This window comes from Bradyrhizobium sp. BR 1432 (assembly GCF_051547705.1).
Classification (GTDB): domain Bacteria; phylum Pseudomonadota; class Alphaproteobacteria; order Rhizobiales; family Xanthobacteraceae; genus Bradyrhizobium; species Bradyrhizobium zhanjiangense.
This window is the reverse complement of record NZ_JBPUGF010000003.1, coordinates 3,408,114-3,421,509: the sequence shown is the minus strand read 5'-3', so window position 1 is coordinate 3,421,509 and position 13,396 is coordinate 3,408,114. Positions and strand designations below refer to the sequence as shown.

Here is a 13,396-nt window from a genome sequence, read left to right as displayed (position 1 = left end):
GGACGCCTTCGCGCTCCGCAAGACCACGGTCTCACACGAGTTTGACGCCGCCCTGCTTTGCAAGGGCGGCTTTGCGCGTTTAGACTTTACCCATGGCACTGAGATTCCTCTGCGCGCCCACCCTGTGTCTGGCCCTGGTCCTGGGGACCGCCGGCTTCGCCCCGGTGCTGGCGCAGCAGATTGAGCCGCCGCCTCCGCCCGGCCAGCAGAAGAAGCTGCCGGAAGCGCCGGCCAAGCTGCCCAAGGTCGACCGCACCAGAATCTCGATTTTCTGTTCGGCGCGCTGAAGGCAGCGCCCGACGAGACCAGCGCCAAGCATGTCGAGGCGCGGATCTGGGCGATCTGGCTCCAGACCCCGAGCGACACCGCGGCACTGTTGATGTCGCGCGCCAAGACCGCGGTCGAGGCGCAGAAGATCGATGTCGCGATCAAGCTGCTGGATTCGATCATCAAGCTCAGGCCCGACTATATCGAGGCCTGGAACCGGCGCGCCACGCTCTATTACATGCAGAACGATTATGGCCGCTCGCTCGCCGACATCCAGCAAGTGCTGATCCGCGAACCGCGCCATTTCGGTGCGCTCGCAGGGCTCGGCATGATCATGCAGGAGGTCGGCAACGAGAAGCGCGCGCTGGAAGCCTACCGCAAGGCGCTCGCCGTCAATCCGCACCTCGAGAAGATCCCCGACCAGGTCAAGGCGCTGACCGAGAAGGTCGAAGGCCGCGACATCTAGCCTATAACTCGATCATTTCTTGAGCGACCGCGGCCGGCGTGGATTAACCACGATCGCAGGCGTCGCGTCGCGAGGGCTATTGCCGGGGCTGCCGCAGGCCTACCTGCATGGCAGGAGCAAAAGCCATGAAGCGTTTGATCTTTGCAGGTAGCTTGCTGCTCGCGTCAGGGACGGTGAGCCTTGCCGACGGATTGTTCTGGGTGGTCGGCAACCGCGCCACCGGCAAATGCGATATCGTGACCAGCAATCCCGTGATCATCGGCGATATCTGGTTCGGTGACGGCCCCTACAAATCCAAGGCCGACGCCAAGCTTGCCCGTTCGACGATCCGCGCCTGTCCCGCGGTCACGCCCGACGAGGAGAAGGACGAGGACGGGTCGAACTAAGTCGCTTGCACCTGGTGCAGGACACCTAAGGCCTGTTTACAGTCGCTAGTTTGCGAGGAAAGCCGCGACGAGATTGAGGAGGCCGGCAAAGCAGGCGTCTGTCTTTTCGTAGCGAGTTGCGATGCGGCGGAATGCCTTGAGCTGGCAGAAGAAGTTCTCGACCAGGTGGCGCCATTTGTACATTTCGGCGTCGTGCGGGATGCGCCCGGCGCGGTCGGCCTTGGACGGGATGACCGCTGCGGCGCCGCGTTGGTTCAGATTGGCGCGCAGCCAGTTATTATCGAAGGCCTTGTCGCCGATCAGCGCTTCAAAATCGAGGCCAGTGATCAAAGGCTCGACGCCAATGCTGTCGTGACGCTGGCCGGGCAGCAGGGTGAAGCGAATGAGATTGCCGAGTGCGTCGACCAGAGCCATGATTTTGGTAGTCAGGCCACCACGCGAGCGGCCTATGGCCTGATTTTGAGTCCCCCTTTGCCCCGGTGCCATGTTGGTGGACCCGGACGAGTGTGCCGTCGATCAGGACATATTCGAAATCGGGATCGTCACAGAGAGCTTTGAAGACCCGCTCCCAGACCCCCTTCTGCGCCCAGCGCCAGAAGCGCGTATACACTGTGAACCACTTGCCGAACGCTTCCGGCAGATCTCGCCACGGCGAGCCCGTGCGCGCAATCCAAAGAACTGCTTCGATAAAGAGCCGGTTGTTACGCCCGGTGCCGCCGGGATCACCGGCTTTGCCAGACAATTCCGGCGCAATCCGCTCCCACTGCGCATCGCTCAACATCAATCGAATCAAGGCTGATCTCCAATTTTCAGCCTTGAATCAATTTTCTACTGATTTGGGAATCCTGTCTGTAAACAGGCCTTAGTGCAGGACGCTGCCGCCGCGCTCGGTGAGGCCGCGATCGGCGACCGCGGCGTAAGCCTTTGCAAGCTCAGCTTCGAGATGTTCGTTGATCAGGAGCAGCGCCCGCACGGCACCGCGCAGGTCGCCGCTGCAGCTCGCGACGATCTCGTCGATCGCAGTGTCGTTCGATCTGAAGCTCATCGAAAATCCTCCGGTTCAAACCAGGAAAAAATCCTGCCGGTCTTTCCGCATCCCCGAGGCTGCGAGGAGGATCGGCGCCCACCCGCGCCTAGATGGCCGAACCGACCATGGCGATTATATGGAAGCCGCGATGACGACTGCATGAAGCTGGTCCGAGGCTTGCGTGTCGCCAAGGAATATTGTCGATTCCGTTGGGTTTTTACGTTCCCTAATTGTGCACATATCCACAGCCCCGCTGTTTCCGGTGGAAGCCCTGAAGCCGACTGAGCGAAACTGCCGTGTGCCAAGACCCGTAACTGCCCTGTGCCCAGGACCGCCCGGATTCGCTCAATGATCGTGATGTCAGTCGTGACGGCGCTGGTTCTGCTGGCGCTGGCCACGCAGGCCGGAATCCTCGTCGTGCAGCGCGCCTATCCGCCGCAGGGCCGGATGATCGAGGTCGACGGCGCGGTGCTTCACGTCGTCGATCTCGGCCCGCGCAATGCTGGCCTGCCGATCGTCATGCTGCACGGGGCAAGCTCCAATCTCGAAGCGATGCGGCGGCCGCTCGGTGATCTCCTCGCCAGGGATCATCGCGTCATTCTGATCGACCGTCCCGGCCATGGCTGGAGCACGCGTGTCCGGCGGCAGGATTCGACGCCGCAGATCCAGGCGCGGATGATCGATGATGCGCTTCAGAAGCTCGGGATCGACCGCGCGGTCTTCGTGGTGCATTCCTGGAGCGGCGCCCTCGGCGCGCGGATCGCGCTCGATCACCCGTACCGCGTCGCTGGCCTCGTGATGCTCGCGCCCGTCACTCATCCCTGGCGCGGCGGCGTCGGTCGCTACAACGAGATCATCGCAACGCCCGTGATCGGTCCGCTGCTCGCCTACACGATCACGCTGCCGCTCGGCTACGTCCTCACTGAATCCGGCGCGCGCAACGTCTTCCTGCCGCAAGTCATGCCGGACGGCTTCGTCAAGGACTCCGCGACGCCGCTGCTGTTGCGTCCGCGCGAGTTCATCGCCAATGCCTATGATCTGGTGACGCTGAAGGAAGCGGTTGCTGCGCAAGTCGCGCGTTATGGCGAGATATCGGCGCCGGTCACGATCATCGCCGGCGAGCCCGACAAGACCGTGTCGACCGGCATCCACGCGCGCCCCTTTGCCGCGATCGTGCCGAATGCGAAGCTGATCGTGCTGCCCGATCTCGGCCACATGGTGCAGAACGCCGTACCGGATGTCGTGAAGGCGGAGATCGAGACGATGATCGGGAAGATCGTCCAGGCGCAGGCGGCCGCCGACTAAAGCGTTTTCGAGCGAAGTGGATACCGGTTCGCGGGAAGGAAACGCGTCAAAACAAGAAGCTAGAGCTTCGGTTCTGATTCAATCAGAACCGAAGTTTTAGCGGCCGCCTTTTCCCGCCTATTGCTTGATCTTCCCGTCCTTGTCGAACTGCGAGACATAGGCCCAGAGATTGTTGATCTCGGTCTCGTTCTTGATGCCGGCGAACGCCATCTTGGTGCCGGGAATCTTGGCCTTGGGATCCTTGATGTATTCCTTGAAGGTCGGCTCGTCCCAGGTGATGCCGGAATTCTTGTTCGCATCCGAGTAGTTGTAGTCCGGAGCGGTGCCCGACTTGCGGCCGTTGAGGCCGTTGAGTTCGGGGCCGACCTTGTTCTTGGCGCCTTCGCCGATTGCGTGGCAGGCCAGGCATTTGTTGAACGATGTCTTGCCGGCCGCGACATCCTGCGCCATCGCGGCGGGTGCGGTGGCAATCACGGTGAGGATCGTCAGTGCGCCAAAAGTCAGTTTTGTCATCGGGTGCTCTTCGTCTCTTCCCTGGTGGGTCTAGTCAGTCTCTTGCCTGCGCGGCAATTGTCGGACCTGCCGGTTTTGGCAGGCCTGCCCGGCTTGGACAAGCCGCCAGACCATGACAGGTTTCACGATTTCCTACTTGTCCCAGAGCGAACTCGCTGGCGATTGCGGATCCGACTTTCGGATGGCCTACCCAAACACCCCCGGACGTGGTTGATTTACCGCGACAAATTGGACTGTGCGGCGTGAGCCGGAAGGATATGCCATGAAGGATTTGATATGGCCATCATGATGCCTGCGAGCGACCAGGCCGTGCTCGCGCGCCGCGCGGACGTCGTTGCCGCACTGCGCGCAATCGTCCCCGGCGAAGGCGTGATCGACAGCGCCGCCGAGATGCGAGCCTATGAATCCGACGGATTGACGGCCTATCGGCAGCCGCCGATGGTCGTGGTGCTGCCTGACACCACCGAGCAGGTCTCGCTGGTCCTGAAATATTGTGCAGAGCAGGGGATCAAGGTCGTGCCCCGCGGGTCCGGTACCTCGCTGTCCGGGGGCGCGCTGCCGCTCGAGGACGGCGTGCTGCTCGGGCTCGGCAAGTTCAAGCGCATCCGCGAGATCGATTTCGACAACCGCGTCGTCGTCACCGAGCCCGGCGTCACCAACCTTGCCATCAGTCAGGCGGTCGCGCATGCCGGCTTCTATTACGCGCCAGACCCGTCCTCGCAGATCGCCTGCTCGATCGGCGGCAATGTCGCGGAAAATTCCGGCGGCGTGCATTGCCTGAAATACGGCATGACCACCAACAACGTGCTCGGTTGTGAGATCGTGCTGATGAGCGGCGAGATCCTGCGCATCGGCGGCAAGTCGGCGGAGAATCCCGGCTACGATCTGATGGGCGTCATCACCGGTTCCGAAGGCCTGCTCGGGGTCATCACCGAGATCACGGTGCGCATCCTGCAAAAGCCGGAGACCGCGCGCGCGCTGATGGTCGGCTTCGCCGAGGTCGAGGCCGCCGGCGAATGCGTGGCGCGCATCATCGGCGCCGGCATCATCCCTGGGGGCATGGAGATGATGGACAAACCCGCGATTCACGCCGCCGAGGCGTTCGTCCATGCTGGCTATCCGCTCGATGTCGAGGCACTGCTGATCATTGAGCTCGACGGTCCCAAGATCGAGGTCAACGAGCTGATCACGCGCGTCGAGGCGATCGCGAATGGCTGCGGCTCGACCACCTGCCAGATCTCGACCTCGGAGGCCGAGCGCAATCTGTTCTGGGCAGGCCGCAAGGCAGCGTTTCCCGCCGTGGGCCGCATCTCGCCCGATTATCTCTGCATGGATGGCACGATTCCCCGCGGCGCGCTGCCGAAGGCACTCGCCCGCATCCGCGAGCTCGGCGAAAAATACCAGCTCGGCTGCGCCAACGTGTTCCACGCCGGCGACGGCAATCTGCACCCGCTGATCCTCTACGATGCCAACAAGCCCGGCGAGATCGAGCGCGCGGAGGCTTTTGGCGCCGACATCCTGCGCGCCTGCGTCGAATTCGGCGGCGTGCTCACCGGCGAGCACGGCGTCGGCATCGAGAAGCGCGACCTCATGCCGGATATGTTCACCGAGATCGACCTCAACCAGCAGCAGCGGTTGAAATGCGCCTTCGACGCGCAGGGTCTGCTCAATCCCGGAAAGGTGTTTCCGACCCTGCATCGCTGCGCCGAGCTCGGCCGCATGCATGTGCATGCAGGTAAGCTCGCGTTTCCGGATATTCCCCGGTTCTGAGCGACCGGGATCGCTCACACAAAGAGCCGCCGGGTTGAGACCGCGGCGGCTCTTGTCATTGGCCTATTGGCAATTGCGAGACGACCGTCAGTAGCCAGACTTCGTGCTCGCGCCACCAGACTTCGTGCTCGCGCCAGTGGTTTGGCCGGGAGCGTAGCCAGAAGCGCCGGGGTGACCTTTCTTAGAACCCATGGCGTGCTTCTTATGTCCCGGAGTGTAGCCGGATGCTCCCGGATGGCCTGCCTTGGAGCCTTTGGTCTGCATCTCTTGGCCCGGCGTCTTGCTTGATACGCCTTGGGCAAAGACGGCCGGCGCAGCGCCGATGAGGGCGATGGCAGAAAGTGCAACAATTATTCTCTTCATCTTCATTCCTCCTTCTGAAGGAAGCACCGTGATCAACGGGTTGGAAACTGCGCCGTTCCATGAACGCCTGTTCATCAATCTAATGCCCGATGGGCGCGTCGCGCCGATCCGCCGAAACAGTGCCGGTGATCCCGGCGATTGATGCAGAGCGCGGAGTCTGGTTGCGGGCGCCGAGAGATTGCGTCGCCCCACCGTTCTTGCTCGCTTCGTCCGCGCGGGTGCTTCGGTAAGATGCGCCAGTTGACGACAAGCAGCGGAAGGCTTGCCTGCCAACGGGAGCGCCCTGGCCACCGCTCTTTCGCGTTGCACCAGAGATTGCCAGCCCGGGCGAAGCGCAGTGTCTGACAGATTTGATTTCCGGCGCGAATTTCGTTACGGCCTCCTCTCGTGGATACGCTCAAGGTCAGAGACGGCAAAGACGTCGAAGAGGTGGTGCGCGCGGCGATCGCCAACGAGCAGCCGCTCGAGATCATCGGTCATGGCTCCAAGCGCGGTATCGGCCATGCGATGGCGACCAATGCCGTGCTCGACGTCTCCGCGCTCAATGCGGTCACCTCCTACGAGCCCAACGAGCTGATCGTCACGCTCCAGGCCGGCGCGCCGCTGGCCGACGTGCTGTCGCTGATCGATGCCAAGAACCAGCAATTCGCCTTCGAGCCGATGAACACGGCGCCGCTGCTCGGCACGCCGGCGCTCGGAACCATCGGCGGCATGATCGCCGCCGGGCTCGCCGGTCCGCGGCGGATCAGGGCGGGCGGGGCGCGCGATCACCTGCTCGGGGCGCACGCCGTCTCCGGCTTCGGTGACAGCTTCAAGACCGGCGGCAAGGTGGTGAAGAACGTCACCGGCTACGACCTGTGCAAGCTTCTCGCGGGGTCCTGGGGCACGCTAGCGGTGATGACCGAGGTCACGCTCAAGGTGATGCCCAAGCCCGAGGCCGAGCGGACGCTGTTGCTCCGCGGGCTCGACGATGCCCGCGCCAACAAGGCGATGACGGCGGCGCTCGGCTCGCCCTTCGACGTTTCCGGAGCCGCGCATCTGCCGAAATCGGCCTTTCGCACCAAGGCCAATGGGCTCGGCGACGTCGCGGGCCAGGACGAGGCGCTGACCGTGCTGCGGCTTGAGGGCATCACGGCCTCCGCCACGCACCGCGCCGGCTCGCTGCGCGAACTTGCTGGCGCCGTTCGGAACCGCGACCCTGATCGAAGACGCCGCATCGTCCGCGCTATGGGCCACGATCCGCGACGTCCTGCCGTTCGCGGCAAACGGCGCGCTGGGCGCCTGGCCGGTCTGGCGGATCGTCTGTCCGCCGGCGTCGGGTGCGGCGCTCGGCACCCAATTGGCACACGAGACCGGCGGCGACCTGATCTATGATTGGGGCGGCGGACTGATCTGGGCGGCGGTGCCGCCGAAGCCGGACGCGCATGCCCCGGCCGTGCGCCAGCTCACCAACGCGTTCGGAGGACATGCCACGCTGATCCGGGCGACCGAGGACGTCAGGTGTGATATCGATGTATTCCATCCGCAAGCGCCTGGCATCGCGGCGCTGAGCGAGCGGGTGCGCGCCAGTTTCGATCCGAAGACCATTCTCAACCGGGGACGTTTGAGGCGGGGCGCTACGGCATGAAGACCGAATTCTCACTGGCGCAGCTCGCCGACCCCGACATCGCCGAAGCCGACAAGATCCTTCGCGCCTGCGTCCATTGCGGCTTCTGCACCGCAACCTGTCCGACCTATGTACTGCTCGGCGACGAGCTCGACAGCCCGCGCGGCCGCATCTACCTGATCAAGGAGATGCTGGAGAAGGACCAGGAGCCGACGGCGGAGGTGGTCGAACATATCGACCGCTGTCTGTCGTGCCTTGCCTGCATGACGACCTGCCCGTCAGGGGTGAACTACATGCACCTCGTCGACCAGGCCAGGGTCCGGATCGAGCAGCGCTATCAGCGGCCGCTGACTGAGCGGTTGTTGCGCCAAGTGCTGGCCTTCGTCCTGCCGGACCCGCAGCGTTTCCGCGCGAGCATGTGGCTGGCGCGGCTGGCCCGCCCACTTGCCGTCTTCCTGCCGACGCCTCGGCCTTCGGCTACGCCCGGATTGATCCAGCGCATCAAGGCGATGCTGGCGCTGGCGCCGAACCGGCTGCCATTGCCCGGACCCGCCGCCGGCAGCGTGTTCGCCGCGCTCGGCAAGAGACGCGGCCGGGTCGCTCTGCTGCAAGGCTGCGCCCAGCAGGTGCTGGCGCCGCGCATCAACCAGGCCGCCATCAGCCTTCTCACCCGCCACGGCATCGAGGTTGTCCTGGTCCGGGACGAGCAGTGCTGTGGCGCGCTGACCCATCACCTCGGCAACGACCACGACGCATTGGCGCGGGCGCGCGCCAATATCGCTGCGTGGTGCCGGGAAGCGGCCGGCGAGGGGCTCGACGCCATCCTGGTGACGGCGTCCGGCTGCGGCACCGTGATCAAGGACTACGGCTATCTGCTGCGCGAGGATGTGGCGTTCGCAGCCGATGCGGCGAAGGTGTCCGCGCTTGCCAAGGACATCACCGAATACGTCGCCGGCCTCGGACTTTCGGCCACCGCGCCACAGGACAACATCGTGGTCGCCTATCACTCCGCATGCTCGTTGCAGCATGGGCAGAAAATCACGGGCCTTCCGAAAGAATTGCTTTCCAAGAATGGATTCGTGGTGAAAGATGTGCCGGAGAGCCATTTGTGTTGCGGTTCGGCGGGCACCTACAACATTCTCCAGCCCGAGCTTGCGGACCGGTTGCGCGATCGCAAGGTCGCCAACATCGCGAGCGTCAAGCCGGACATGATTGCTGCGGGCAATATCGGCTGCATGGTGCAGATTGCCAGTGGCACATCAATTCCGGTCGTACACACGATTGAGCTTCTCGATTGGGCTACGGGCGGGTCGCGGCCGGCATTGAACGCGCAAGTTTGAGCTTTCAAAAGCCGAGCTTTCGTCCGCAGGTGACGGCAGAAAGACGCCCGATCGACCATTGTTCGGCGGCAACAGGAGGACCACGATGGCGAAAGCGAAGAAGAAAAAAAGCAAGAAGGCCAAAAAGGCTAAGAAGGTCGTAGCGGCGAAGAAGAAGGCCGCGAAGAAGGCAGCCAAGAAGTCCGCGAAAAAGTCTGCAAAGAAAGCTGCGAAGAAATCTGCCAAGAAGGCAGCCCCGAAGAAAGCCGCCAAGAAGGCTGCGACGAAGTCGGCCAAGAAGGCCGCACCCAAGAAGGCCGCGAGGAAAGCGGCACCGAAGAAAGCGAAGGCAGCTCCTGCTCCGAAGCCATCAGCACCGGTGGAAGCTCCGGCTCCCGAGCCTGCCGCCGAGACAAGCTGGGCGATGCCTTCGTCTTCTACGGAATCGGCGCCGGCCGAGGGACAGGGGTAGGTCCAGCGACCGCGATCGACAACAGAAAGGCCGCTGCGGTGACGCTGCGGCCTTTTTGCATCGCCACAAGCACCTACAGAGGCCGCCCTTTCTCGCGCCTGTCTGATTCGTAACCTGGGTGCCACGCTTCCTGGCTTCCCCGTACTTGCACGGACCATCCTTTGCAGTTTGCGACGCAATTGATGTGTTCGAGAAGACACACAGGCTGACAACCTTTCGTGGAATCGTCAAAACGCCTAAAAAGTCGGCAGATGCCCGCGCTTTTTGCTTCACCGTTCGCACCCCTCAATTCACATTGCCGCAGTTACGAAATTTGCAATCAGGTCGAGCGCCCCGGGGGGGCTATTGGGACCTGACTAGGTCTAAGAACTGGCGATGGGGATCGAAATGAAAAAAGTGGCTTTGTTGGCAACGGCGCTGGCAATGGTGACGGGTTCGGCTTTCGCGGCAGATATGCCGGTCAAGGCATTGAAAGCCCCGCCGCCGCCCGCTTTCGAGCCCTGGGACGTCGCCTTCGGCGGCGGCATCATGAGCGACTATATTTTCCGCGGTATCACCCAGTCGAACCACAAGCCGTCGGTCACGGCCTATTTCGAGCCGCGCTACAACGTCACCAAGGACCTCCAGCTCTACGTGGGCGTGTCCGGTGAGAGCATCTCCTTCCCGAACCGCGCCGCGGCCGAGATCGACGTCTATGGCGGTATCCGCCCGACCTTCGGTGCCTTCGCCTTTGACATCGGCGTATGGGGCTATCTGTATCCGGGCGGCAGCTGCTTCTTCGGCGCGCCCGGAATTGACTTTGCCGGCAACTTCCAGGGCGCCGAGTGCGCCTCGCAGGCCCTGATCAATGGCAACGTGATCAAGAAGGACCTGAGCTTCTTCGAAGTCTACGGCAAGATGACTTATACGGTGAACGACAACTGGTCGTTCGGCGTCAACGAATACTACACCCCGAGCTACCTGAACTCCGGCGCCTGGGGCAACTACACCTCGATCACCGGCAAGTACATCGCGCCCAGCACGGTCTTCGGCTCGAGCGGCGTCGGCATGTATGTCTCGGGTGAGTTCGGCCGTCAGTGGCTCGGCACCTCCGACAGCTTCTACGGCGTGCCGGCGTTCCCGAACGGCATCAAGTACGCCGACTACAACACCTGGAACATCGGCATCGGCTTCACCTACAAGGTGTTCACGCTGGACCTGCGTTATTCCGACACCGACCTGTCCAAGGGTAACTGCAACGCCTTCACCAGCGACTTCTCCGCCCGCGGCAACATCGCTCCGAACCTCGGTACCGACGTGACCCCGATCAATCCGTCGGGAGTCGGCTCCAACTGGTGCGGCGCGGCCGGTATCGCCAAGCTGTCGTTCGACCTGACGGCGATGACCAACCTGAAGTAAGATTTTTCCCGGAATACTTGGCGAGGGCGGCGGAGCAATCTGCCGCCCTTTTGCTTTGGGGCTAATAGACTAAAGGAGTTCGGCCGTGGCGTGCGCGGTGAGGGCTCGATGTTGGCCACATCGTCATGGCCGGCCTGACCTGGACAAGCCCGGGCATGACGTGAAGAAGCTCCCACCCTCCCCCTCCAGGGTAGGGCTATCGCATATGGTGTGCACGATGCGGCGGCATCGGCACTGGGCTCCCTCTCCCGCTTGCGGGGGAGGGCTGGGGTGGGGGTGTCTCCGCGTCGGGATTGTTGAGGATTGAGGAGGATGTCCCTGCGTGGCGAGAGCCCTCACCCGCCGCGCTCTGCGAGAGCGTCGGCCTCTCCCGCAAGCGGGAGAGGCGGAGCAAGCCCGCAGACAGTCCTCGTGAAATCCATATGCGATAGCCCTGCCTGGAGGGGGAGGGTCGATCGCGCGCAGCGCGAGCGGGGCGGGGTGATCTCTCGACACGGACAGTTTCAACGCGGATAGACCGTCACCCCACCTCGGTTCGCATTACGCTTCGCTGCATGCGACCCGATCCTCCCCCTCCAGGGGAGGATGGGAGCTCGTGTCGCGAAACCGCGCTAAATCACGCCGCCGCGCACACGAATCCGGAGCGCCGCTCCTCAACGCGCCGCGCTCGGCTCCGCTACAGCCGGTCCGCCGCCGAGGACGTGGATCTCGCCGTCCTTCACCATTGTCACCTTGCGAGTGTGGAAGGCGTCGAGCGTCGAGCGGTGGCCGATCGAGACAATGGTCGCCTGCGGCAGCTTCTCTGCCAGCAGCCGGTACAGTCGGGCCTCGGACGGCTCGTCCAGCGACGCCGTGGCCTCGTCCAGGAACAGATAGTCCGGCGCATGCAACAGCGCGCGAGCGAGCCCCAGGCGCTGCTGCTCGCCGAGCGACAGCATCCGGTTCCAGTGACCGTCCTCGGCAAGCCGCTTTGCCAGACGCGGCATGCCTACTGCTGTCAGCGCTTCCGCGATCTTCTCGGGCGCGATTGTGCCATGATCGGAGGGGTAGATCACGGCATCCCCGAGCGGGCCGATCGGGAAATACGGCCGCTGCGGCACCATCATCAGCTTCGCCTTCTCAGGAATGGCGATCGTTCCGTCGCCGAAAGGCCAGATGCCGGCAATGGCCCGGAACAACGTCGACTTGCCGGAACCGGACGGTCCGGTCACCAGAACTCGCTCTGCCGGCCGGACGATGAAGGCATCGGCGCTGACCAGTGGCTCGCCGTTTGGCAGGTTCACCAGCAATTGCTTGAGCGTGATTGCCTTGGCGCTCCCTGGCGCAACGCTGATGGCCGGCTCGTGCGCCGCGACGGTGGCTGCTGAGCTGACCGACATCTCGAAGCCATCGAGACGAGCAATCACCGAGCGCCATTCCGCGAGCGAGCGATACGCCGTGACGAAGAACGACAGCGCATCCTGCACGCTGCCGAACGCCGAGCCGGTCTGCATCAAGTCGCCGAGTTGGATTCTCTTGGCGAAGTAAGCCGGAGCCACCACCACATAGGGAAAGATCACTGCAGCCTGACTATAGCTTGCCGTGAAAGCGGTCAGGCGCTTGGTCCTGCTCATAATCGCGTACCAGTTGCCTATGACGAAACCAAAGCGCTGCAGCAGATTCCCTCGCTCCGCGCTCTCACCTTTCAAAAGGGCGATCTGCTCGGAATTTTCGCGCACGCGGATCAGGTTGAAGCGGAAGTCGGCCTCGAAGCGCTGCTGCTCGAAATTGAGGTTGATGAGCGGGGCACCGATCCAGTGCGTCAGCGCCGTACCCAGGATTGCGTAGACCAGCGCACACCAGACCAGAAAACCAGGGATGACGATATCGGTACCGTAAATGTGCAGCGGCGCCTTGTCCGACAGACCCCAGAGAATGACGACGAACGAGGCCAGCGTCACGATCGACGACAGCAGGCCGAGGCCGATGGTCAGGGTCTGTTCGACGAAATTCTTGACGTCCTCGGTGATACGCTGATCAGGATTGTCGGCGGCGTCGCCCTTGAGCTGCATGCGGTAATGCGTCGAGCCGTTGAGCCATTCGCCGAGATAATGCTGCGTCAGCCAGCGCCGCCAACGAATCTGAAGCCACTGGTTCAGGTAGAGCTTGTAGACCGCCAATGCGACGAAGGTGAAGGCAAGGCCAAGAAAGATCCAGATCTCTCTGACGAACCGGTCCAGTTCATATCCCTGGATCGCACTGAAGAATCGGTTTTGCCACTGACTGACCAGAACATTGATCGCCACCAGCGCCAGCTCCATGGCAATGACGGCGGCGAGCAGGCCGCGGCCGGCCCATTTGTCCTCCGATCGGAAATAGGGGGCGGCGATTCGCCAGACGATCGCGAGCATGGCGCGGATGTTCTTCACAGAGCTGGGTCTCCTCAGGGGATGTGCATAACGGCCCAGAGCCAAATGGCTGAGGCAATGGCGGAAATGGGCGCGCTTAGACTAAAGTCGCAAGTT

The 13,396-nt window shown here is 63.0% G+C and carries 10 protein-coding genes and 3 pseudogenes; 9 read left to right on the top strand and 4 right to left on the bottom strand.

Features of this window, described 5'->3' with window-relative positions; all coding sequences use genetic code 11:
- The first annotated feature begins 92 nt into the window (after positions 1–92).
- Positions 93–733 (top strand): annotated as a pseudogene (locus ACSKB8_RS16375) (tetratricopeptide repeat protein).
- A gap of 125 nt (positions 734–858) precedes the next feature.
- Positions 859–1,119 (top strand): hypothetical protein, encoded by a 261-nt coding sequence (locus ACSKB8_RS16370; RefSeq protein WP_091886980.1) that lies wholly within the window; start codon positions 859–861, stop codon positions 1,117–1,119.
- A 45-nt stretch (positions 1,120–1,164) separates the two neighbouring features.
- Here the strand turns inward: ACSKB8_RS16370 and ACSKB8_RS16365 are convergent.
- Both ACSKB8_RS16365 and ACSKB8_RS16360 read right to left on the bottom strand, forming a co-directional pair.
- A pseudogene (locus ACSKB8_RS16365) lies at positions 1,165–1,900 on the bottom strand (IS5 family transposase).
- An 81-nt stretch (positions 1,901–1,981) separates the two neighbouring features.
- Positions 1,982–2,164, bottom strand: a complete 183-nt coding sequence (locus ACSKB8_RS16360; protein WP_091886978.1) for a hypothetical protein — start codon at positions 2,162–2,164, stop codon at positions 1,982–1,984.
- Between the two features lie 330 nt (positions 2,165–2,494).
- Between ACSKB8_RS16360 and ACSKB8_RS16355 the strand changes: the two genes are divergently transcribed.
- Entirely contained in the window at positions 2,495–3,451 is a 957-nt protein-coding gene (locus ACSKB8_RS16355) for an alpha/beta fold hydrolase (protein ID WP_370986362.1), read from the top strand.
- A 117-nt stretch (positions 3,452–3,568) separates the two neighbouring features.
- On the opposite strand, the gene cycA is transcribed toward ACSKB8_RS16355, so the two are convergent.
- Positions 3,569–3,964, bottom strand: coding sequence for a cytochrome c-550 CycA (gene cycA, locus ACSKB8_RS16350; protein WP_091886974.1), 396 nt, complete (start codon positions 3,962–3,964; stop codon positions 3,569–3,571).
- Between the two features lie 276 nt (positions 3,965–4,240).
- On the opposite strand from cycA, the gene ACSKB8_RS16345 reads away from it, so the two are divergent.
- The 6 genes and pseudogenes from ACSKB8_RS16345 to ACSKB8_RS16320 all read left to right on the top strand — a co-directional run bounded on the left by ACSKB8_RS16345 (position 4,241) and on the right by ACSKB8_RS16320 (position 10,892).
- On the top strand, positions 4,241–5,734 hold the full coding sequence (locus tag ACSKB8_RS16345) for an FAD-linked oxidase C-terminal domain-containing protein (RefSeq protein WP_438105214.1): 1,494 nt from the start codon (positions 4,241–4,243) through the stop codon (positions 5,732–5,734).
- 244 nt (positions 5,735–5,978) lie between these two features.
- Positions 5,979–6,239: a hypothetical protein gene (locus ACSKB8_RS16340; RefSeq protein WP_438105212.1), complete on the top strand. Its 261-nt coding sequence runs from the start codon at positions 5,979–5,981 to the stop codon at positions 6,237–6,239.
- 245 nt (positions 6,240–6,484) lie between these two features.
- Positions 6,485–7,724, top strand: a pseudogene (locus ACSKB8_RS16335) (FAD-binding protein).
- Positions 7,721–9,043 (top strand): glycolate oxidase subunit GlcF, encoded by a 1,323-nt coding sequence (gene glcF / locus ACSKB8_RS16330; RefSeq protein WP_438105211.1) that lies wholly within the window; start codon positions 7,721–7,723, stop codon positions 9,041–9,043. Before ACSKB8_RS16335 ends, glcF begins: the two are co-directional and overlap by 4 nt.
- An 85-nt stretch (positions 9,044–9,128) precedes the next feature.
- Positions 9,129–9,494 carry a histone gene (locus ACSKB8_RS16325; RefSeq protein ID WP_370986360.1) on the top strand — a complete coding sequence of 122 codons (366 nt, stop codon included), beginning with the start codon at positions 9,129–9,131 and terminating at the stop codon, positions 9,492–9,494.
- Between the two features lie 387 nt (positions 9,495–9,881).
- The gene (locus tag ACSKB8_RS16320) at positions 9,882–10,892 is read left to right on the top strand and encodes a TorF family putative porin (RefSeq protein WP_091887077.1); all 1,011 of its coding nucleotides are present in this window, start codon (positions 9,882–9,884) and stop codon (positions 10,890–10,892) included.
- A 653-nt stretch (positions 10,893–11,545) separates the two neighbouring features.
- Here the strand turns inward: ACSKB8_RS16320 and ACSKB8_RS16315 are convergent.
- Positions 11,546–13,300 (bottom strand): ABC transporter ATP-binding protein/permease, encoded by a 1,755-nt coding sequence (locus ACSKB8_RS16315; protein WP_438105209.1) that lies wholly within the window; start codon positions 13,298–13,300, stop codon positions 11,546–11,548.
- Between the last annotated feature and the right edge of the window lie 96 nt (positions 13,301–13,396).